This window comes from Cyclobacterium plantarum (assembly GCF_011290685.1).
In the GTDB taxonomy this organism is placed as follows: domain Bacteria; phylum Bacteroidota; class Bacteroidia; order Cytophagales; family Cyclobacteriaceae; genus Cyclobacterium; species Cyclobacterium plantarum.
Genome location: NZ_JAANYN010000006.1, coordinates 286,022 through 309,137 on the forward strand (window position 1 = coordinate 286,022; position 23,116 = coordinate 309,137).

General features: G+C 42.9%; 18 protein-coding genes. 5 read left to right on the forward strand and 13 right to left on the reverse strand.

Going from position 1 to position 23,116, the window contains the following annotated elements; all coding sequences use genetic code 11:
- Positions 1-12: 12 nt before the first annotated feature.
- The 3 genes from xylA to G9Q97_RS15670 are packed head-to-tail and all read right to left on the reverse strand — an operon-like array spanning position 13 to position 4,523.
- Positions 13-1,326: a xylose isomerase gene (xylA, locus tag G9Q97_RS15660; protein WP_166148443.1), complete on the reverse strand. Its 1,314-nt coding sequence runs from the start codon at positions 1,324-1,326 to the stop codon at positions 13-15.
- A gap of 43 nt (positions 1,327-1,369) precedes the next feature.
- Entirely contained in the window at positions 1,370-2,860 is a 1,491-nt protein-coding gene (locus tag G9Q97_RS15665) for a xylulokinase (RefSeq protein ID WP_166148445.1), read from the reverse strand.
- A 19-nt stretch (positions 2,861-2,879) separates the two neighbouring features.
- A complete protein-coding gene (locus tag G9Q97_RS15670; RefSeq protein WP_166148447.1) occupies positions 2,880-4,523 on the reverse strand; it encodes a sodium/sugar symporter in 1,644 nt (547 codons plus the stop codon).
- A 266-nt stretch (positions 4,524-4,789) separates the two neighbouring features.
- Here G9Q97_RS15670 and G9Q97_RS15675 point away from each other — a divergent pair, with 266 nt between their 5' ends.
- On the forward strand, positions 4,790-6,181 hold the full coding sequence (locus tag G9Q97_RS15675; protein ID WP_166148448.1) for a transglutaminase-like domain-containing protein: 1,392 nt from the start codon (positions 4,790-4,792) through the stop codon (positions 6,179-6,181).
- Positions 6,182-6,231: 50 nt separating this feature from the next.
- On the opposite strand, the gene G9Q97_RS15680 is transcribed toward G9Q97_RS15675, so the two are convergent.
- Positions 6,232-6,432 (reverse strand): hypothetical protein, encoded by a 201-nt coding sequence (locus G9Q97_RS15680; RefSeq protein WP_166148115.1) that lies wholly within the window; start codon positions 6,430-6,432, stop codon positions 6,232-6,234.
- Between the two features lie 205 nt (positions 6,433-6,637).
- Here G9Q97_RS15680 and G9Q97_RS15685 point away from each other — a divergent pair, with 205 nt between their 5' ends.
- Complete coding sequence (locus tag G9Q97_RS15685; protein WP_166148450.1) at positions 6,638-7,099, forward strand: hypothetical protein; 462 nt, start codon at positions 6,638-6,640, stop codon at positions 7,097-7,099.
- A 53-nt stretch (positions 7,100-7,152) separates the two neighbouring features.
- Here G9Q97_RS15685 and G9Q97_RS15690 read toward each other — a convergent pair whose 3' ends face one another.
- The 3 genes from G9Q97_RS15690 to G9Q97_RS15700 form a co-directional block, all read right to left on the reverse strand.
- A complete protein-coding gene (locus G9Q97_RS15690; RefSeq protein ID WP_166148452.1) occupies positions 7,153-7,836 on the reverse strand; it encodes a DUF2490 domain-containing protein in 684 nt (227 codons plus the stop codon).
- A complete protein-coding gene (locus G9Q97_RS15695; RefSeq protein WP_166148453.1) occupies positions 7,836-8,408 on the reverse strand; it encodes a hypothetical protein in 573 nt (190 codons plus the stop codon). Before G9Q97_RS15695 ends, G9Q97_RS15690 begins: the two co-directional genes overlap by 1 nt.
- Positions 8,409-8,679: 271 nt before the next feature.
- The gene (locus G9Q97_RS15700; protein ID WP_394352995.1) at positions 8,680-10,260 is read right to left on the reverse strand and encodes a M81 family metallopeptidase; all 1,581 of its coding nucleotides are present in this window, start codon (positions 10,258-10,260) and stop codon (positions 8,680-8,682) included.
- Between the two features lie 185 nt (positions 10,261-10,445).
- Here G9Q97_RS15700 and G9Q97_RS15705 point away from each other — a divergent pair, with 185 nt between their 5' ends.
- Entirely contained in the window at positions 10,446-11,513 is a 1,068-nt protein-coding gene (locus tag G9Q97_RS15705) for a serine hydrolase domain-containing protein (RefSeq protein WP_166148455.1), read from the forward strand.
- Positions 11,514-11,536: 23 nt separating this feature from the next.
- Here the strand turns inward: G9Q97_RS15705 and G9Q97_RS15710 are convergent, their stop codons facing one another.
- A complete protein-coding gene (locus G9Q97_RS15710; RefSeq protein ID WP_166148457.1) occupies positions 11,537-12,856 on the reverse strand; it encodes an ABC1 kinase family protein in 1,320 nt (439 codons plus the stop codon).
- 3 nt (positions 12,857-12,859) lie between these two features.
- The gene (locus G9Q97_RS15715; RefSeq protein WP_166148458.1) at positions 12,860-13,516 is read right to left on the reverse strand and encodes a TetR/AcrR family transcriptional regulator; all 657 of its coding nucleotides are present in this window, start codon (positions 13,514-13,516) and stop codon (positions 12,860-12,862) included.
- Between the two features lie 192 nt (positions 13,517-13,708).
- Here G9Q97_RS15715 and G9Q97_RS15720 point away from each other — a divergent pair, with 192 nt between their 5' ends.
- The gene (locus G9Q97_RS15720; RefSeq protein ID WP_166148460.1) at positions 13,709-15,034 is read left to right on the forward strand and encodes a S41 family peptidase; all 1,326 of its coding nucleotides are present in this window, start codon (positions 13,709-13,711) and stop codon (positions 15,032-15,034) included.
- 224 nt (positions 15,035-15,258) lie between these two features.
- Here G9Q97_RS15720 and G9Q97_RS15725 read toward each other — a convergent pair whose 3' ends face one another.
- From G9Q97_RS15725 to G9Q97_RS15740, 4 genes are all read right to left on the reverse strand, one after another.
- Positions 15,259-16,773 (reverse strand): RagB/SusD family nutrient uptake outer membrane protein, encoded by a 1,515-nt coding sequence (locus G9Q97_RS15725; RefSeq protein ID WP_166148462.1) that lies wholly within the window; start codon positions 16,771-16,773, stop codon positions 15,259-15,261.
- Positions 16,774-16,798: 25 nt separating this feature from the next.
- The gene (locus G9Q97_RS15730; protein WP_166148464.1) at positions 16,799-20,110 is read right to left on the reverse strand and encodes a SusC/RagA family TonB-linked outer membrane protein; all 3,312 of its coding nucleotides are present in this window, start codon (positions 20,108-20,110) and stop codon (positions 16,799-16,801) included.
- Between the two features lie 128 nt (positions 20,111-20,238).
- Positions 20,239-21,297, reverse strand: a complete 1,059-nt coding sequence (locus G9Q97_RS15735; RefSeq protein WP_166148465.1) for a FecR family protein — start codon at positions 21,295-21,297, stop codon at positions 20,239-20,241.
- A gap of 148 nt (positions 21,298-21,445) precedes the next feature.
- Positions 21,446-22,057 (reverse strand): RNA polymerase sigma factor, encoded by a 612-nt coding sequence (locus tag G9Q97_RS15740; protein ID WP_166148467.1) that lies wholly within the window; start codon positions 22,055-22,057, stop codon positions 21,446-21,448.
- Positions 22,058-22,238: 181 nt separating this feature from the next.
- Here G9Q97_RS15740 and G9Q97_RS15745 point away from each other — a divergent pair, with 181 nt between their 5' ends.
- Positions 22,239-22,991, forward strand: coding sequence for an acyl-CoA desaturase (locus tag G9Q97_RS15745; RefSeq protein WP_166148469.1), 753 nt, complete (start codon positions 22,239-22,241; stop codon positions 22,989-22,991).
- Positions 22,992-23,116: the final 125 nt, after the last annotated feature.

The window sequence follows — 23,116 nt, forward strand, 5'->3', positions numbered from 1 at the left end:
ATTGCAAGGGTATCAAATATATTGATTAAGAATGTTTTCATACATCTCCTGTTTGCCACTGCTCATTTCGGGCTCGCCTATTTCAATGGCATGTTCTCTCAAGGCCTCTAAACTTAGTTTGCCCGTTTCAAAATCCTTGCCTTTCCCACTATCGAAAGAGCTGTACCTTCTTTTTCTAAGCAGCTGGTAATCGGATTTTTCCATAATGTCATTCGCAATGATCAGACTTCTGGCAAAGGCATCCATACTGCCTACATGTGCATGAAACAAGTCCTCCAGATCCGTGGAATTCCTTCGGAGTTTTGCATCAAAATTTACCCCCCCTGTAGTAAATCCCTGACCTTGAAGAAGTACCAGCATGGACTCCGTCAATTCCTGTAAATTGATGGCAAACTGATCGGTGTCCCAGCCATTTTGGTAATCCCCCCGATTTGCATCAATGCTGCCTAGCAATCCGGCATCCTGTGCCACCTGCAGTTCGTGTTGGAAAGTGTGCCCCGCCAGAGTGGCGTGATTGACTTCCAGGTTAAGTTTGAAATCCTTGTCCAAACCAAAATGTCTCAAAAAGCCGATTACCGTAGCTGCATCATAGTCATATTGATGCTTCGTGGGCTCCATAGGTTTAGGTTCAATCAGGAAGGTACCTTTAAACCCCTGTTTCCTTCCATAATCCCTGGCCATGCTGAGAAACTGTGCCAAATGCTCCGTTTCCCGTTTCATGTCTGTATTCAACAAAGACATGTATCCTTCTCTTCCTCCCCAGAAAACGTAATTCTCTCCTCCAAGTGCGATGGTCGCGTCAATGGCATTTTTTACCTGGGTGGCCGCACGGCTTACCACATTGAAATCCGGATTGGTAGCAGCCCCATTCATGTACCTGGGATGACTGAACACATTGGCCGTACCCCATAATAATTTGATGCCGGTTTCTTTTTGCTTCTGTTTGGCATAATCCACGATAGCTTGCATGTGCTTTTCATAGGTAGCCAGGTCTTCTCCTTCATCGATCAGATCCACATCATGAAAACAATAGAATGGGGCTCCAATTTTACCTATAAATTCAAAGGCTGCATCCATTTTATCCTTTGCCCGTTGTATTGGATCCGGGTTCTTATCCCATTCCCGAACCAATGTACCCGGGCCAAAGGGGTCATTTCCGGTGCCACAGAAGCTATGCCAGTAAGCAATGGCAAAGCGAAAGTGATCTTTCATGCTTTTTCCACCGATCATTCGGTTTTCGTCATAAAACCTGAATGCCAGGGGATTTTTCGAATCCCTGCCTTCAAATTTAATTTTGTCGATATTAGGGAAAAATGATTTTGACATGTTGTTCTGTTATTTAGGTATTTAAATTAATTTTTGGTTTCCTTCATTTTACTTTCAGCAGGCTATGCTCCCAGGTCCCGTACACCGCCTTGTATGCCTCCTGCTTTTGTTTTTCAGGCTCTAGTACCTGAATTTTTTCAAGCCCCTGGAAAGCCTCTCTTGCTCCGGCATAAATTCCCAGACCTACTCCTGCGCCCCTGGCAGCACCCTGGGCCCCATCTGTATCATACAATTCCAGAGCAACATCATTCATATTGACAAAGGCCTCCCTAAACAAGGGACTTAAAAACATATTGGCTTTGCCTGCTTTTACAATCTTAAGGTTAAGCCCCATCTGCTTCATGATATTAAAACCATAGGTAAGGGCAGAAACGATCCCTTCCTGTCCGGCTCTGAGCACATGCCTTTTGTCGTGTTTGAGTAAATTTAATCCAGACAAATGGGCTCCCACCTGTTTGTTTTCCATGATTCTTTCGGCACCATTGCCAAAAGGTATAAAACTCAGCCCCTCAGATCCAAGCGGAACTTCGGCTGCCCATTGATTCATTTGTTCATAATCCATGATTTGCGGACCCAAGAGCTTCTTAAGCCAACTGTTCAGTATGCCTGTACCATTGACACAAAGTAACACTCCATACCGGGGATCTGCTATTGTATGGTTAACATGGACAAAAGTATTGACTCTGGATTTGGGATCATATACCGGTTTGGTACTGACCCCATATACTGTACCGGAGGTTCCTGCTGTGGTAGCCAGCTCCCCTTCGTCCAAAACATTTAACGAAAAGGCGTTATTGGGTTGATCCCCGGAACGATATGTCACGGGAATACCGGACTCCAATCCCAATTCCTTTGCAATTTCAGGCAATATACCTCCCTGATGTCCAAAAGAAGGTACGGCCTGCGGCAAAATGGATGCATCCAGCCCATAGTATTCCAGAAGTTTATCTGCCAATCCGTTTTTCTGGAAATCCCAAAAAACTCCTTCGGAAAGCCCCGTTTCAGAGGTAAGTATTTCACCGGTCAGCTTCATTGCGATAAAATCACCGGGAAGCATGATTTTATGGATTTTATCAAACTTATCCGGTTCGTTTTCTTTCACCCATTTAAGCTTGGATGCGGTAAAGTTACCGGGTGAGTTCAGCAGGTTTTCCAAACAATAGGCACTTCCTAAAGCCTCAAATGCTTTGTTGCCAATTTCTACCGCTCGGCTATCACACCAGATGATGGCCGGTCTGATTACGGATAATTTTTCATCCACAAGTACCAGTCCATGCATCTGGTAAGAAATTCCGATGGCCTTGACTTCTCCGGCTTTGACACCTCCCTTTTTGATTACCTCTTTTGTGGTGGCTATGATGTATTGCCACCAGGTTTCCGGATCCTGTTCTGCCCAATCCGGTTGAGGGGCCTCAATACGCATTTCTTCTTTGGGCAACCCTTCTGAAGCTACCACCTTTCCGGAATCAGCATCCAGCAAAGTAGTTTTCACAGAAGAACTTCCCACATCATATCCAATCAGTAGTTGTCTCATGCTTTCTTAAATAAATATTTTACCAGAACACGATATAAAGGGCGGCAATGATCCCGGAAATCAGGATAGCTCCTATTTTGAATTTGGTACTGGTAACAAAAAGATCTTTTGTAATTTCAATTCCTTTGGGATGGTCTTTGCCTTTTCCATCCAGCAAACTGATAACAATGATCAATGCCGAAAGGATCAGAAAAACAACTCCCATACGATCAATAAATGGAAGGTCTGGTGTCAAAAATTTAAAGGCTGTGGACAAAGGAATGGTCAGGGCAGCAGCGGTGAGGGCAGCGTTGGAAGTAGTTTTCTTCCAGAAGAAGCCAAAAATAAATATGGCAAAAACACCCGGAGACACGAAACCTGTATATTCCTGAATATACTGAAATGCCTGATCCAACTCGCTCAAGGCTGGTGCCACTATAGCAGCTATAATAAATGCAATGATAGCCGTCAATCTACCTACCCTTACTTGTTTATTTTCCGATGCATTTTGGTCGAAGAAAGTTTTGTAAATATCCAGGGTAAATATGGTGGAAGTGCTATTGGCCATGGATGCCAGGGAGGAAACAATGGCAGCGGTTAAAGCGGCAAATGCCAGGCCTTTTAAGCCAGATGGCAATAACTGAAGCAAGGTAGGATAAGCCCGGTCTGACTTGATGATGCCCGTTTCCGGATCCGTCATGGATGAAATAAAAGAGGTGTCCACCCCTTGATTGACAATCACAAAGGCAGCAATGCCCGGAATCACCACAATCAAAGGCATGACCAGCTTAAGGAAGCCAGCGAAAACCATTCCTTTTTGGGCTTCATTTAAGGATTTGGCCGCCAATGCCCTTTGGGTTATATACTGGTTAAAGCCCCAATAATTCAAGTTGATTACCCACATCCCCCCTATCAACACACTGATACCAGGCAAATCAAGGTAAGCGTCCCTTTGACCACCATCACCATCGGGGATCATCATCTCTCCCTGATTGATAATCATGTTGAAATGGGAAGGGGCTTCTTTCAACAAAGAGGTAAAACCCGCAATAACATCCCCTGAACCTACAATGGACAAGGCCAGGTAGGTAGTGGCAAGGCCACCCAGGACAAGGAAGAAAACCTGAACTACATCCGTCCAGGCCACAGCTTTCAACCCACCATATATAGAATACAACATGGCAAAAAGTGCCAAACCGGCAATGCCATAGGTCAGGGGGACACCCAGGATGGTTTCCAAACTCAAGGCTCCCAAATAAAGTACAGAGGTTAGGTTTACAAATACATAGACCAATAACCAGAATACCGCCATTACCGTCCTCACCCTGCTATCATACCTTTTCAACAAGAATTGGGGCATGGTGCTGATTCCTTCTTTCAGGTACACCGGTAGGAAAAAAATGGCCACAATGATCAGTGTGGCCGCTGCCATCCATTCATAGGTCGAGATGGCAAGTCCCAGAGCAAAACCGGATCCTGACATGCCGATAAATTGCTCGGCGGATATATTGGAGGCAATCAGCGAAGCACCCACCGCCCACCAGGGCAAAGCTTTACTCGCCAGAAAATAATCATTGGAATCCTTGATATGTCCCTTCTTTTCCCTGGAGACCAGGTATCCCATCATGAGGATTAAAATACAGTAACCTACAAAGATGATAAGGTCTAAAGTGGTGAAATTCATGAATGTTTGGATTAATGGGTTCGGTCTTAAGTCAATTCACTTGGTTTTACTATTAAAAACAAAGATGCAATATAGTCAAATAAGGTTTTTATAAAATAAAATTAAATAGATTTCATCATTCAGGATTCCGAACCTTGTTGATGAATCCCAGGAGCAAGATAAATCCGGGCTTGTCAGAACTTTGTCTTCCATATTCGATGGAACCTCCTTGTTCCTACACAGATATATTTTATCTTTGAAAAAATCAACCCTGAGCCCGATTATAAATGAAAATCAATCCATACCACTACCGGATAATAAATACCGCTTGCCTTTTCAGTCAAAAGCTACTGATTTTAGGATTAATCTTGTTTTATGGCTGCCAGCCCAATGAAAAAAAGGAAAATGCTCAACAGGAAAATAAGGTAGTTTCCCGCCCAAAAGTTGATATAGCTGATATTGAAAAGGGTATCAAGGCATACATAGATTCCAAAACGGAAGAAAACGATGGCTTTTTCATCGTAAAAGACGGGGATAAATTGTTACGGTTGAAGCTGGTCCGGGTACATACTGAGTACCTTTCAAATCTCGGCCCTAAAAGCCATTTTGCCTGTGTTGACCTGGCAGATGCAAATGGAGATGTCTATGACGTGGATTTTTTTATGGAGGGGGACCCCGGAGCCATGGATGTAACAGCAACATCGGTGCACAAACTCAATGGGAAACCATTTTACAGCTGGAAACAAAAAGAAGACAAAACCTGGTACAAATTACCCATAGAAGAAGCTACCAATGAATTGTTAGGGGTAATTGAAGGAGAGGATCAATTTGTTTTTAATTATCAAGCTACCCTTCCAATCTTGGAAGAAGCTGCTGAGATGTGGATTCCGATCGCTTTAAGTGATGCTTTTCAACAGGTGGAATTGGTAACCACGGACATTCCGGGAATTCACCGGATGATTGAGGACAAAGTCAACCTTAACCAGATCCTATACATGAAGTTGGGCCCGGAACACAGTGGACAAAAGGTAAGATTGGTTTATAAAGTAAACCGGAAGGAAAAGGGTCCTTACACTGCTCAGGAAGAAGTAGCCGACAGGTACCTGGCATCCAATCGCCTGATGCCTGTAGATAGAAGGTTCCGCGAAATAGCCATGGAAGCCATCGGAGAAAAAAACAAAGACAGCCAACTCATGCAGGCCAGGGCCATTTACGATTACATCATTGACAATATGCGGTACGCCAAATCAGGAGAATATGGTAAAGGTGATGCAGTTTATGCCTGTGATGCAAAGACAGGTAATTGCACTGAATTCCATTCCTTGTTCATTTCTCTGGCTAGATCAGTGGGCATACCCGCCCGGTTTTCGATTGGGGCAGCCATTCCATCGGATAGAAACGAAGGAGGAATAGATGGGTACCATTGCTGGGCAGAATTCTTTGCAGAAGGGAAGTGGTGGCCGGTAGATATCAGTGAAGGAAATAAATATACCGCTTTGGCCACGTATTACTTTGGACGCCACCCTGCCAATCGCATAGAATTTAGCAGGGGAAGGGATTTAGAGCTAAATCCCGGACCAGCCTCAGGCCCAATAAATTTTCTGGCCTACCCTTTATTGGAAATTGATGGAAAATCTGCCGTGGCACAGACTACATTTACTTTTTCCAGAAGTAATTAAGGCTCGATAGAAACACCGGAAGGATGCTTCTATCGACCTTATTTTAGGATTTATTCGGGATGTTCTCCTCCCCCGTCGGTGGGGTGCTCGTCTTCGCTACCTGCTTCAGGGTGTTCTCCTTCCGGATGTTCGGCAGATTCTTCTGTATCGTCCGTCTTTTTGTTGCCACAAGAACTTACAGTAGCAGAAAAGAAGAACGCAATCAATACCATCAATACTGCCGTGGATTTTACACTCTTTAATAATTTCATAGTTCTCTCGTTTCGGTTTTAAGTAATTTTAAAGTTAACAATTTTTAAAAATAAACATATTTGTTCCCTCAATCATTTTAAAAACATGCCATTATTTCCCTCTTTCATAATTTGCTCGCTGAACTAATTGTGTGTACATTAAAGTTATAAATGGAATTTTATACAAAAACTTTGCAACAAATATTTTTCACCATAATCTTTAAACATGGACAAAAAAGCATATAAAAAGAAAGTGATGGAACAAGCCATCAAATACCAGGAAGCCATTGTTTCTGATTTTCAAACCCGCATCAGGGAATTGAGGGAAGGGGAGCAACAAGCCCAGGATGACAAATATGAATACGACCAGCAAGGTCAGGAGGATGAAAGCGCTATTGTGATTAACAGGATTGCGGACGAGTTAAATTTTGTAGTAGCCGAACTGGACTTTTTGAAACAAATGAAAACTGCAGGAAACATCTTTGATGAAGTCACCCTGGGAGCCGTGGTCAAAACCGATAAAATGACCTTTTTCCCAAGTGTGAGTATAGAGAACTTTGAAGTAGAAGGAGAAGCACTTTTTGGTATTTCCAGAGAGGCGCCAATCTATAAAGAAATGAAAGGAAAAAAGAAAGGCGATTCGTTCGGGTTAAATGACCGTACCTATAAAATCCTGGATGTCTTTTAACCGATGATAAGAACAGCACCCCTATTCGGATAGTACCCAAGGCATATTCCGCATTATAACTTGAGGTACCATCCGAATTTAAACCAGGTGCGTTGCCGGAAATCATCGTCGAAAAAACGATCGGTTCTGTAATCTATGCCGGCCTGGAATTTTTGTTTCCCTTTGGAAAAATGACCTAAAGCAGCTACAACCCTGTTTTCAAGACCACTTTCTCCGGATTGTATACTATATATCGGTTCATCACTGAAGACCAGGTAAAATTCTCCCGGATCAAGGCTTTGGCCCTCTATAGGTATTTCATAGGAAATCCGGTATCTTAACCGGAATTCTACCGGATCATTTGGTGCAAAAGTCTGGTCTGTACGGATCCTGTGTCCGATCTTGAAATTTCCTTTTCTTTGCAAAATGGAAACTTGCTGTATGGAGCGGTGGCTGTTTTCACTCCCTGATTCCAACCGGTATTGATAACCACCAGTTATGGAGACAAATGGATTGATGGATGTTCCTAAAAAACCCTGAAAATCTGTTTGGTTGTGGTAATAACCCCATTTTGCATCACTGTTTTCAACCTTATCAACCATTCCATGCTGGCTTTCTATTTTACCAGTTACTTTAAGCTTTTCGGTTGCGTCGAATCCAATTTGAAATTCAGGAAAAAGGCCGAAATTACTCACCCTTCCCTGTGCCATTATTTCAATTGGCAAAACCAATAAAATAATCCAAAATATTTTTCTCATCAAAAAAACAAATTATCTGCTGGTGGAATAATGATTTCTCTTCGGCCAATAAGTTTTCCTTTATCGTCAAACAGGCCTTCCCAAAGGTTTTTCCCTTCTTCCCCTTCGGCGTAATACTCGATCTCATACCGCAGCTGTATATCCTCCTGCTCCTCTTCATCCATTAAATCTTCCAGATCATCCGGGTCACCTGTATATTGCAATTGGATCTTTTCAATTCTCCATTTGTTGTATTTGCCATCAAAATAAGATCCCAGATTAATCCTGACTTCCTCTTCTAAATCCTCCCAATCTTTTTGGATTTCAATATCTTCAATTTTTCCGGACAGGTCAAACTCTACACTGTAGGCCTCTTTTTTCCAGGAAAACTTGGCCTCATAACTTCTCTTACCAGAAGTTTCTTCCATAAACCATTTTACTTTTTTACGCCCTTCAAAGGAATCATCCAGCCAATCCCTTGCTTCAGCAGGTACCTCAGGGGCTTTTACCCTGTACTCCCTTTCCACCTTCTCCTGAGCAAGGGATTGTAAAGGAATTAAAAAAGAAAAAAAACAAGCAATTCTCAGTAACATGATAATTGAAATTTAGGGACAAGATTTTAAACAAAAGCCTTGCCAAGGGTTTTTAACCTTATAAACTATTGAATCCACTAAAGGAATTAGGTATTCTCCAACCACCTGATCCCATGACAAAATCAATCACACGTTGCCGTTTTCAACATAGCGACGGATTTTCCGAATATTTTCTTGAAATTTCAGCTTTTACTGATGCTCCTTTGGATTTACAGACAAGCTATAAGGTAACCCGATACAAAATCCGCGTTGAAATGTGCACAGTTAATAATTAATACTCATGAGACAAAGGAACGAGGCGGGCAGAAAGATCCGGCGTTTCCATGTCTTTATCAAAGGGAAACATCGGCCGGTTGATCCTTTTGAATTCGAGTCGCTCCAGATCCTGGTCCACACCTCCCGGTGTTAGGGCCATGACCCAATCAGCACGCATATCATAAAGTTCAGGAACCAAATAACCGATTTTCACAACTACTATATCCGTTTCCCGGGGATTTAAGCCCAAATTGGTGAAATCACTTTCCCTGTGATATGGCTTGCGTTTTTTGGTGACAATCACCTGCACACTGCCAACAGCTACCACCACTTCCGTTTCCGCATTTCTATCCCCATGGGCGATAGCCTTCACCGTACCCGATAATAAAACAGGTGGAGAAAAGCGATCATCCACTGCTGCTCCAACATTGGCAGACACTTGTTCCCCCACACCTGCAGCTACGGCGGCTTCCACCAATTCCGGACCTGGTATGGAAGCATAAATCAAAGAAGGTCCATCGGCATCTTTAAACTCTGGTCGCGCAAGTATTTCCCTCAAAGTCCAGGTAACATCCCCGGCTCCCCCCGCAGTGGGATTATCTCCCATATCGCTGATCATGAACGGTTTTTTATCGCTGCCTATGGCCATATCCAAACTTTCTTTCAAAGTTGCAGTTGGTGCAATAAATTCAAATTCATTTCGCTTCTCCCAAAAACTTTGTGCCAACTCTTCAGCTGTCTGGGTCACTTTGGCCTGATCATCTCCCGTGACCATTACCACCGCATGATTTCTCGGTTCATCGGCCCAGGCATACCCTACCCAGATGGCAGCATCTACAACACCTTTTTGTTCGGCTGCAGGATAAACGGCTGCATACAGACTTTTTCCAGGATCTACTCTGGTGCTGGTCTTTTCTCCTGGCAATAATATCGGTACAGGAATCCAGGCTTTATAGGCAGGTTTGCCCTTACCTGATTCCAGTCTTTCCAGCAAATTATCTACGGCCCTTTTTTTAGATTCTAAAGCATCTTCATGAGGTGCCATGCGGTAACAGGTAATCAGGTCCGAATGTGCCGCCAGCCGCCAGGATACATTTCCATGCAAGTCCATGCTGGTTGAAATGATGGTTTCATTACCAACCACAGCCCTGACTCTTTCGATAAAATCTCCTTCAGGGTCATCTAATCCAACTACGCTCATGGCGCCATGGATATCAAAAAACAAGCCGTCATATGGCAAATTTTCCTTCAGACGCGCTAATGTTTCTCCCACCAATGATTCATAGGCCTCTCTCGAAACAATTCCACCTGGAATGGCATGCCCTCTTAAAGTTGGAAACCAATTGGCCCTGCTCCTGTTCACGGAGTCCTCTTGCAAGAAGGGATAGTAAGAAAAAACTTCCTCCCCTCTTCTGGCTAGAAAAGCCTCCTCTTCAGTGACTGCCGGAGAAAAAGTACTGGACTCAATGGCTAAACCGGCAATGGCAACACGTGGTAGCTCTTCCGATACCTGCGTCTCCTTGCCGCCACAACTTATGGCAGTACAAAGCAGAAAGCCGACTAAAACCCTGGAATAAAAGTGATTGGTCATATGCATAAATCAATAATCTGGTTTGAAATATCTAAGAATGGGCTGGGGTTCTTTTGGGCAATGTTCAAATTAAGTGAAATTCATGGACAAATACAGGGAAATTCTTTCCTAATTTTCCTGGTACTCCTGAATCATTTTACAAAAACGCTCCCAAAATTTTTAGTATCTTTAAACCTTAATCCTCTTAAAGAATGATATCTTCCAGTGAAACCAACCAAGGGATTTTTACTGCCTGGCAGAATCGATTGAACGAGTTTTCCCGGCAGAATAAATTAAAGGGAACGATCCTTTCTGTTTTCAGGGAAAAAAAGGACCCGATCTCCTGGACAGGGGCAACTGGCAATCTTTCCAGGGAGCAGCCTTATTTTATTACCAGCGTAGCCAAACTGCATCTTCTGGCCCTGGTCCTGAAATTAAAAGTAAGGGGTTTGGTAAATTTGGATGATCCCATAACAAAGTTCCTTAATGAGGACATCTATCTTGGCTTGAGCATTGTCAAGGGGCAGGATTTCACCCCCAAAATCACAGTAGGGCACCTGCTTTCCCATCTTTCCGGACTTCCAGACTATTTTCAATTTTCTTTTAGTGGGGAAAAGAGCCTGAGGGAAGAACTCTTTACAGGTAAGGATCAATCCTGGAGGCCAAAAGACTTGCTGAAGGCCATTAAGGAATTAGGTCCCATTTCCAAACCAGGAAATAGGAAATCTATAGCCTATGCGGATACTAATTTTCAACTGTTGGGGAAAATTGCTGAAAAAATCACCAGGCAAGACCTGGAGGAGGCATTGATAAATTTTCAATTAAAGCCACTGGGGATGAATGAAACTTACGTTTACAATGATGTGCATGACCGGACTCCTGCCACCTTTTATCACTATGAAAAGCAACTGGAAATACCCATGGCGATGAGCTCATTCGGGCCCGTAGGAGGAATGGTCAGCACGGCCAGGGACAGTATGATTTTCCTTAAAGCCTTTTTTCACGGACAATTGTTTCCACTCACAGAATTGGATACCATCCAGCAATGGAAATCTATGAATAAATACCTTTCCTACGGCCTGGGCATAAGCAGGTCTGAAAAGCCCCGTTATGCCCTGCCGCTTAAAGCATATCCTGAGATCATTGGGCATACGGGTATGTCAGGCGCTTTTGCATTATTTGTTCCTGAAAAGAAAGTTTTTTTTACTGGAACAGTAAACCAATCCAAAGACCCTTACCTTCCCTACAAGCTGGCAAGAAAAATCATCGGAACACTTTGACCTTTAAAGGAATTTACACTTTTTCATTTTAACCATTCTGGCTTGGTTGTGTCCACAGCCGCCTGCAGTTGGTTCAATAAATTATACAAACCAAAGTAAGTACGGTTGATGTACAAACCATGCCTTGATCCTCTGGCCTGTTTGGATTTTCTAAACATCTTGTCATTGGAAATCTTATCACCTAAAGCAAAAATCTGCTGGAAATAACCATCATCTGCAAAATCAAAATGGTCTACATGGAAAGGTTTTCCCAAAAGCGAAATCATTTCTTTAAATGTATTTTTAAAATAGATTTTTTCCTCCTCAGAGTCTTTGTTTGATATAAACTCCAGGCCATAAAATATTTGGTTTAGTTCATCCTCATTGATCAAAAGGTCTTTTTTGATCAATGAAAAATAGCCGGTATAGAAATCTTCGGGTATCACCTTCACACAGCCGAAATCAATTACGGCAAGTTGATTGCCATCCTGAATGATAAAATTACCAGGATGGGGATCGGCATGTACCTGCTTTAACTCGTGGACCTGATGGTGATAAAAATCCCATAAAGCCTGCCCGATTCGGTTTTTTGCTTGCTGATCAGGATTGGTGGCAAGCCACTCCCTGAGATGCAATCCTTCCATCCAATCCATGGTAATGATCCTTGGACTACTGAGTGATTCATAATAGCGGGGAAACTGTAAATCCGCAATATGGGAACAGGCTTCTGAAATTTCTTTGCTTCTCCTGACCTCCAGTTCATAATCTGTCTCTTCCAGCAATTTCTCCTCAACTTCCTCCATGTAATGATCCAATTCCCGCTCATTCATGTTCAGCAGGCGAAGTGCAAAGGGTTTTACCAATTTCAAATCAGAGCGAACACTGGAAGCTACTCCGGGATATTGTATTTTGACTGCATAAATTTTGCCGTCTTTTGTTGCCTGGTGAACCTGACCGATGGAAGCAGCATTTACAGCTGAAGGTGTAAAGGTGTCGAAAAGTGATTCAGGCCCTTTATTAAAATGCTGCTGGAAGGTTTTTACCACCAATGGATAAGACAGTGGTGGAGCACTGTACTGTGCCATGGTGAATTTATCCTGGTAGGCACGGGGCAGCATGTTTTTATCCATAGCCATCATTTGGGCTACCTTTAAAGCACTTCCCTTCAATTCACTTAAGGAATCATAGATATCTGTAGCATTGCTTTTGTCCAGGTCATCTCTGGTCAATGAAGGATTTACTACCTTTTTTGCATAATGCTTCATGTAATTACCTCCCACCCTTGCACCGGTACTAATAAATTTGGCCGCCCTTTGCACCTTTGACACAGGGATGCTTTGTTGCTCTTTCAATTTTTGAGTCATTTGTTATCTGGATTGAAATAAAAATTTTGAGAAATCCACAAAACTGTCAAGTGCTGATTTTCCCATAAGGTCAAAAGCAAGGTTCACTGATTTTTCTATGGCAGCATCTGTTTTTTCGAATGCAGGAGAGTCATCTTTCAGCCAAAACTTAAAAACAAACATTACCTGGAGCCATAAGGCCTCATCATATCGGTCTGTAATGTAAGGCCGCTCAGCAATTTCATCTGTCTCTTTTCCTTCCATGATAATTTCATTGACGAAGGTTTTGAATTCAGACTTGAAACCCTTAAGCTCTGCAGGGAATTTTTTATCCTTCATCAAGTTCTCTCCGTAAACGGCAAGCAGATAAGACCTTCTTTTTTTCAATTCTTCTATCCAGGTGAAAAAAAATCCCAGGAGCTTTTCCCTTGCACTGTAACTTTTATACACTTCCTGCCCTTCCAGATCAGTTAGCGTCCGGTCAAAAATCATCTCCCAAACAGCTTTCTTGATGGCTCCGAAATTGGTAAAATGTTCGTAAAAAGCAGCCTCCTGCATTTTCAGATCTTTTGCAAACTTAAATACAGAAACTGGTTCCGAACCTGTTTCCAAAATGTGATTGATGTATCCTTCGATAATTTTATATTTATCCGTCTTTTGACTTTTGGCTTTTTCTGTCATCTCCTCATATTTTTAAACATACAGTCAAGTAACAATATCCGAAGGCAAGTGGTTTGTAAAAATGTGCAATTAATTTGCCCTATAGCTTTTGTCATCGCGGGAAATTATATACTTCATGTTCAAATGTTTCAAATTGGGGCATCCAAATGGACTTTGAATACGTTACTAATGAGAAGTTTAAGCAGAATAAAGATGTTGGTAGAATTTAAAAAATTAGTTTTTGTCTTTCTTTTTGGGTTTTCATTTCTTCTTTTTTCCTGTAAAGAAGATATTGGCGAATTGCCCAGAAACCAAAATCTGGTGAAGGAAGCCATTTATGAAAGCATGCAGGAATGGTACTATTGGAATGATCGTTTACCCCTTGCCCTGGATGTAAGCAATTACCGCAGCAATGATGAGCTGCTATATGGGCTGATGTACCAAGAATTGGATCGCTGGTCTTATATTACAACCAGGGAAGACTTTAACAAGGCCTTTACCGGCCAAAATGCCGGCCATGGTTTTGGCTTTGCTTTGAGCGAGGACAATAAACTTTATGTTTCTTTTGTCTATGAAGATTCTCCAGCCGGCCAGGATGGCTGGCAGCGGGGGTGGGAAATTATCGAAATCAATGGGAAACCTATTGCTGATTACAGAAGAAGCAATGGGTACAATTTTGATCTGGGTGAAAACCTGCCTGGTGTTTCCAATTCCTTTACTTTCAGGCTTCCGGATGGAACTACTACTACCCGCAGCAATACCAAGGCCGAATACCAGGCCAATTCTGTCTTGTATAAAAATGTCATTGAAACCGGAGGCAAAAAAACTGGCTATTGGGTATATAACAGTTTCAAAGCCACCGCTGGTTTAAGTCCCAACCGAAGTACCGAAGTAGAGGAAACTTTGGATTACTTTGACGCTGCGGGAATAGATGAACTAATTTTAGATTTGAGATACAATGGGGGTGGATCCGTGGATGTGGCCGAGCAAATCATGAATGGACTGATTCCGGCAGCCGCCAATGGAGAATTGATGTATACCAATGCCTTAAATGCGGACAAGAGTAATCTCAATGAAACATACAGGTTTGAAAAAAGAGGCGGTATTGCTTTGGAGAGATTGATCGTCATCACCTCCAGAGGATCTGCCTCTGCCAGTGAATTGATCATCAATTGCCTGAACCCGTACATGGATATAGTGCTGGTAGGACAAAGAACCTATGGTAAGCCTGTAGGTTCTTTTCCCCTATCTCAATTTAACCCTGTTCTGGAACAAAATGATGTGGAGTTGGTCCCCATAACCTTTGCTATTGCGAATGCTGCCGGTAATGCAGCCTATTACGATGGCTTTCCGGTGGACATTCCCGCGGCAGACGATCCTTCGTCCAATTGGGGGGATATTAAGGAATTCAGACTTGCGAGTGCACTCACTTACGTACAATATGGGGCAGCTTCAACGGCCCGACAAAAAATCCCCGAAGACCAATGGCAAATGATTGATAATTTCCATGGCCTGGAAAAGGAATTCCCTGTTTATTAAATATCGTTTTTTCGCAAGGCCAAACTACAATAGTACCATCCAGGATGGATCGGTGGTAGCCTAAGCCCGTTTAATAGGTGGCTCAGTAAATAGGTTAAGGTAAATTATACCGTACGCCCCTTCCGGGGCTTTTGGGAATCGGTAAGGGTTTAAACCAAACCCGGAAAAAATAAAAGGCGATGGAAAATATCCATCGCCTTTTGCATTGTAATTGGGTCAAGTTCTCAATAGCCAGGGTTTTGCGGACCAAGGTTGGGATTGACATCCAATTCTATTCTGGGAAGTGGCATCAGGTAATCCCTTGCAGGGTCAAAATTAGGATGAGGCTCCAGGCTTTCCGGGCCAGTGAACACCTGTTCTCCCAATTGCCTCCTTTTGATGTCATACCATCTTTTATATTCAAAAGATAATTCCAACCTGCGTTCGTCCAATACCAACTCGATAAAGCTGTCCTTATTCAAACCTGCAGGTACATCTTCAGGAAAAGCATTTTGTGTTCCGCCGGCATTTCTGGCTCTCTCCCGGATGGCATTGACATATTCGACGGCCTCTGCTGTAGGCCCACTATTCACCTCAGCTGCCGCTTCTGCAGCGATCAGTAAAACCTCGGCATAGCGCATGGCAGCATAATTATGATCCGAGTACCTTCCATCAGAATTGCTATTACCGGGATACATTCTGTATTTGGCGATATGAGGCCGTTGCGTATTGGCATATTCGGTATATGGTTCCATTACCCCATTGATCAAAGCCTCTGGTTGGAAACCAACTTCCTTGCGGTAGTCGCGGTCATCCCAGGTATTGTACACTGCCATGGAGGGAACGCAAACGCTCCATCCCAGCTGATCTGCTCCCCGGATGCCGGTCATCGGTGGCATGATATCGTCATTGGCACCCCCTCCGCCGTTTTGTTGACCCAGGAAGTCCAGTGTAAAAATTGGTTCATTCAAATTATCTGCCATCTCCGCCCGGAAGAGGTTTTGATAATCTGCCTCCAAAGCATAACCAAACCTTTCTTTATTGTCAATTACCCATTTGGCTTCCTCATAGGCCTTGGGATAATCCGCAAGGGTAAGGTGTACGGAAGCCAGATAAGATGCGGCCGTGCCTTTGGTAGGCCGGGACCTGACATTATTGGGCTGATTGTCAGGAAGCCATTGTTTGGCAAATTCCAGGTCAGCCAATATTCCCTGATAAACTTCTGAGGAACTGGTTTTGGAAATATCCTTAACCGCTTCCGGATCATTGATAAAATAATCGATATAGGGGATGTCTCCAAAAACACGGACCAGATGGTAATAGCTAAAGGCACGAACAAACCTGGCTTCTGCAACCAACCTGTTGTTGACCTCTTCTTGCAATTCAAGGCTTTCGGCACCGGAAATAGCGGCATTGGCCGCACTGATCACCTGGTACCAATAAGGCCAAAAAGAGCGGACCATTCCATTATTATCATCCATATTGAAATCATTCACCTGCTGCCGCTCGGCAGGGGTACCCCGGTCTCCAATATCTACCATATCGCCGCGAAGCATCAGCGCAGTTACAAATTGTCTTCCGTACAATCTTTCGGAAGCAATCCATCCATAAGCTCCAAAAATGGCCGTTTCCACATCACTTGCTGAATTAAACAAGCTTTCCGGGGCCAACAAACCAACCGGTTTTTCTTCCAGATCGGTACATCCGGCAAACCAGCAAGTCATGGCCAAAACCAAAGATTTATATATTTTCGTTTTCATGGTTATTTCTTTTTTGGTGGCTAGATTAAAATCCTACATTTAAACCCACTGTATAACTTTTTGCATTGGGATAGCTTCCGTAATCCAATCCCAGGTTCCTGTTGCCATCGGTAGCTCCACCGGATCGGTAATTCACCTCTGGATCATACCCTTCATACTGGGTAAAGGTCAGAACGTTCTGGGCACTCACATATACTCTCAGCCTGGATAAACTCAACCTGTCAACAATCGATTTAGGGAAATTGTAGCCCAGAGAGAGGTTTTTCAACCTGGTAAAAGTACCGTCGTAAATCCAACGGGTAGACACCCTTCTGGTCCTTCCATTAAAGGCCCTTGGGATATCCGTTTGCGTGTTTGTGGGCGTCCATCTGTTCAGCGCCGCAGTAGTGGCATTGTTTATCCCTGACATTAAATCCAACTCCATCAGGGTGTAACTCAGGATATCGTTGCCAAAGGAACCCTGAAAGAATACATTCAGGTCAAAATTCCGGTACCTGAAATCATGGTTCCAACCCCAGAAGAAATCGGGATGGGGATTACCAATGATCTCCCTATCGTCGCTGTTTAACGTACCGTCGTTGTTCAGGTCTCTGAATTTTTCCCCTCCTGGAGTTTGTTCAAAACCTCCACCGGGAAGGAAACCTTCTCCCTCCTGATAAACACCATCGTAAACCCAACCAAAGAAACTACCAACAGGATAACCCTCTTTAAGCAGTTGTGTGGTGCCAAGGCCTACCATATGTCCCGGACCGGAACCATATTGTATATCATTTCCATCGGGCAGCGATAAAACGGTGTTCCGGTTTCTGGAGAAGTTGATATCCATGTCCCATTGAAAGGCTCCAACCAGGTTTCTTGAGCCCAGGGTTAATTCCACTCCTTTGTTTTCCACCTCACCGATATTTCTCAATTGATTGGTGTAACCGGAATATTGTGGCAATTGAACAGCAAATAAAAGGTCAGAGGTGACCATGCGGTAATATTCTGCTGATAAAGTTACCCGATCGTCCCAGAAGCCAATATCCGCTCCAATATTAAATTGGGCGGTGGTTTCCCAGGTGAGGTTGTCGTTCGCTACCGTGGTTGGGCGGACGGCATTGACGGGCACACCATCGATCACTGTAAACACCGGCGAAAACCTGGCCAATGTCTGGTAGGGAGAAATCGCCTGATTTCCTGTAATTCCGTAGCTGGCTCTCCACTTCCAGAAACTGATCAGATCCGAGGTCTCCAGGAATGGTTCATTTTTCATGTTCCAGGCAATGGCTCCTGAAGGAAAAAAGGCCCACTTGTTATTTCTTGAAAAGGTAGAAGATCCATCATAACGGGCATTAAAAGTAAGGAGGTACTTGTCTCCCAGAGAATAATTCAAACGACCATAAAATGATGAAATCCTCCAATCGGTAAGACCTGAATTGGGGGTTTGCCAAACCGCAGCAGAGCCCAGATTCCAGAAGGAAAAGGCATCGGTGATGAATGAAGTACCCCTTGCTCCCCAATTTTCATTTTCAGATGATTGGTAGGAATACCCTCCCATGGCGGTGAATGTATGGTCACCGGCAAAGTTCTTCGTGTAGGTCAGGTAATTTTCATTTAAGAACAAGGTGTTTCGGGAGGCATTAATGCGTGCATCTCCTCCTACATTTCTGCCTTCCGTCACGGTAGTTGGGGAATACAAACCAGTGCGACTGGCATTGGCAGTTGCTCCTAAGGTAGTCCTGAATTTCAGGTTCTCCAACAGGTCATATTCTGCAAAGAAATTGCCCTGAAACCTGTCGTTTACATTTTCATTGACCAATTGTGTAGCCACAGCATACGGGTTGTCATGGGGATCATTCAGGCGTGCAACCGTGAAAGTTCCATCCTCCCTGTAAATGGGTTGATCCGGTTCAAACTTAAATGCTGAGGCAACTACGCCCGGGGTGAGTCCGCCGGAACCTTCCTGGGTTCTTACCCCGTCACTACTGCTTCTCCGGGCGAAAAGGTTCAATCCTATTTTTAGCTTTTCCGTAGCCTGAATATCCAGGTTACTGGTAATGCTGAACCGATTGAAATCCGAATTGATGATTACCCCTTTTTGATCAAAATAGGCTCCTGATACATAATAATTGACATTATCTGTTCCTCCACTGATGGAGAGCTGGTAATTCTGAATGCCTCCCGTCCGAAATATCTGATCCTGCCAATCGGTATCTCCTCCAGCAGGCTCAATGTTGGGTCTGGCATCGGATATATAGTCATTGAATTGGTCCGCATTCAATAAGTCCAACCGGTTGATTTCGTTTTGCATGGAGTAAGAAGTATTGAATTCAATTCTGGCGGCCCCCTTCTTGCCTCTCTTGGTGGTGACCATAATGACTCCATTGGCTCCTCTGGATCCATAAATGGCCGTGGCCGAAGCATCTTTCAACACTTCAATGGATGCAATATCTTCCGGAGGAGGCATGGCCGCACCTATAAATCCGTCCACCACAAAAATAGGGTCACTGCTGGCATTGATAGAAGTACCTCCCCTGATCCGAACCTTAAGACTTGCACCTGGTGCTCCGTTATTGGCCTGAATCTGCACCCCCGCAGCCCGTCCTTGTAAGGCCTGCACCGCATCGATGGCGGGATAAGCTGTCAATTGTTCTGCCTTAACAGAGGATACTGCACCAGTCAGATCACTTCTCTTCTGAGTACCGTAACCGATGACCAAAACTTCCTCCAGAGAAGACTCATCCATACTCATGGTGATATTGATCGTTGTCTGGTTGCCTACTGTTACCCTTTGGGTATCGTAACCTATGTATGAAAAGATCAATACGGCATCATCAGGAACAGTCAGGGAATAACTGCCGTCCAGATCCGTAACAGTACCCGTAGAAGTTCCCTGTACAGAAACAGTGGCACCCGGCAGGGGTTGACCCTGCTCATCTTTTACCATTCCACTCACCGTTATTTCCACCAAGGTTTCCACTTTAGCGGATAACTTGTTAATTTTTCTCACATCAATCTGATCATTGACCTGGCGGAAACCCAGTGAAGTTTGCTGGGATACTTCCTGAAGCATGGTCTCCACACTTGCACCGCTGTCGGTCAAAACCACTTTCATTTCCCTATCCAGATCCTTTTTGTCATAGGAAAAGGTGAAGGGTGTCCTGGATTCAACCTGCCTGAAAAACTGGCCCAAAGACATCTCCTTTTGATTCAAATTGACCCAAACCTTATCAATAGTCTCCAATTGGGCATTGACACTTCCTGCTAGAACCAGGTTTAATACCAGTAGTTGCAGGGAAAATCCATAAAGGAAATAGCGTGACAACATATAAATTGTCTTTTGTAATTTAAATTTCATAATTTTAAAAGGTTTATTGAAACATTCATTAAGCCTGGTTCGGTGATGGTGCATTCCCCAATGACTTTCCATCCCGGACCATTTTAGGGGTTCTTTACCCATTTTTTCATTGGAAGTCTGTCATATATTTAAAATTTTAGGTTTACGTTTTTGCCGCTGATGTAATATTCGAAATTTTCTATATAAGCCATTCGATCCAACACCAAATCGAGATTTTGATTGTTGTATTTTCCGCTGAGTTGCCAGGTATTGGATGGATGGCCTGTAACTGAAATGCTGACCCCATACCAGCGTTCCAATTGACGAATCACCTCTTCAAATCCAGCATTGGAAAATTGAAGCAGCCCTTCCCTCCATCCTGTAATTTCAGCAGTAGAAAAGGGTTTTACCTCAAAACGCCTATCTGAATCAAGGTAACTAAGCTGCTGGCCTGCTTGTAAAATCAAGCCACGTTCCAAGCTATCGTGGTTTATCCTTACCTTCCCACTGACCAAGGAAACTGCCAATTGATCCGTATCAATGTATTTGATATTGAAAGAAGTGCCTACTGCCTCGGTGACCAGATTACCGGACACTACCCTAAATGTGCTGCTGGAATCCTGCTGAACGTCAAAAAACCCCTCTCCAGTCAGGATAACCCTTCTCTCCAATGAATCGAATCTTTCCGGGAAAATCAATTCACTGCCTGAATTCAACCAAACTGTTGAGCCATCGGGAAGTTTGAAATTCAATTTTTCCCCAAATTGCGTAGTTTTTGCTATCATGGCCACTTTTGGTACATCGGCAGGTTCCAATGGTGCCGGATCAATGGCCATCCTGCTCAATAAAAAAATGGATACCAGTACAAAAACCAAAATGGCAGCTACCTTGGTCCACTGCCCCATAATGAGCCAAAAAAACGGGTCTCTTTGCGAGGTGTTTTTTTCTGATGAAGGCCCTGTCCCCGGTGTTTCTGTTGCCAAAATTTTTTGTAATACCTCGTATTTATTATTTTTTGGCAAGACACCTTGTTTCGACTTCAAACCATTAATTATTTCTCTGGCCTCTTTTACACTCTTTATTTTATCAGGATGTGCTAGCAGCCAATTTTTCCAATACGTATCCAACTCCGCATCAGGGGACCTGACCCAACGGACAAATTCCGGATCGGTTAACAATAGAAAGGTGGTATCCTTAGCCATTTTCATATTTCAGCTGCTTTCTTATGGGTATAAGGCAAAGGGAAGGAAAATGACATCATTATTTTTAAAAAAAAATCAGAAAATTTCACTTTGATGGTAGAGGAAATACTTTAAAAAGGCAAATGCAAAAAAAATACTATAGCCAGCTAAAGGGCTATTGAAGTACCAATTTCAATGTGGATATGGCTTGGTAAATCAGGTTTCTGGCGGATTTAACATGGGAAAACCCCATTAACTCGCTAATTTGGTGATAGGGAAGGCCCTCAAAATAAAAATAATATAGCGCTTCCTTTTTCCGTCCTGACAATTTTTTCAAAGCTTGATTAAGTTGATTTGCCTGTTCTTCATGAAATTGTTGATCAATCATTACCTGCTCATGGGAATAAATGATCTGAAATGGTTCATGATCTTTGAAGGCTACGGTCTTTTTGGATTTGCCCATTTCACGAATCAGTTTCCTTTTCAGGCATTTCATCAGGTAAAATTTGATGCTATCTGTATCTCCCAACCCCGATCTTTTTAGCCTGATTTGAATAAAAAGGTCCTGAATACAATCTTCTGTAAGCTGCGGCTGTCCGGAAAGCCTTAACCCATAATTAAAAAGCTGATCGTAGTACCTTTCATAAATTTTAATAAATGCGGTTTCACTACCCTGCTTAAATTGAATCCAAAGATCAGCATCTTTCTCATTTACAGCCAATTCTGAATTTCGCAAGTTATTATGCTTTCCCTGATTTGGGTCGGTATAATTTTTGGGTTTATTCATTCTAAACTTAAATGTAGCCCATTCTGTTAAGAAATAAAAAAACAGGTTTCTTATAACTCCTTTTACATTGCTCAAAAAAGTGACATGAATCACCTTTTATATAAATAATAGGTTCTGATGCTTTTTTTAAAAAAAAATGGATTTAATTTTACCTTATAATTACAATCAAATCTGACAGCTAGTGATTCTACTATTTCTATTTCTTATCCATTGGTATTTCTCCTTGTTTTGCCAGAGTTTTTTCCTTCACCGCTATGCGGCTCACCAAATGTTTATCATGAGCAAATTCTGGGAAAAATTCTTTTACGTTTTCACCTGGATTGCTCAAGGGAGTTCCTATTTATCCCCCAGAGCTTATGCTATTTTACATCGCATGCATCATGCCTACAGTGATACCCCGGATGATCCTCATAGTCCACACCATACAGAGAACCTGTTTACCATGATGTGGAAAACAAAAAAAATCTACAATGAGCATTTCACATTCAAGGTAAAGCCCGAAGAAAGGTTCTCAAAGGATGTACCGGACTGGAATCGGTTTGACCGCTTTGCCGATACCATGGGCATTAGAATAGGATGGGTTTTGGTTTACGTATCTATCTATGTGTTATCGATAAGCGTGTTTGAATTGGCTGGCACCCATTGGTGGATGTATTTTCTATTGCCCATACATTTTATGATGGGACCAGTACATGGTGCCATCGTCAATTGGAGCGGCCACAAATACGGTTACGCAAATTTTAACAATAACGACCAGTCAAAAAATTCTCTGTTTCTGGATTTTCTGATGCTTGGAGAATTGTTTCAAAACAACCACCATCGCCTTCCAAAACGGGTTAATTTTGCGGTCAAATGGTTTGAGTTTGACCCAACTTATCCGCTTATCAAATTATTGCATGCTTCTGGAATAATAAAAATGAAAACTTTGCAATAAAACCAATATGAGCAAATTCATGGATATTTGTAGGCCCTACAGGTAATTTTAATTTTAAACACTTTTTTTTGAATAATTCCATTTAAAAAAAATTTTTTTTATAAAAGTTTTGCAAATAAAAAACT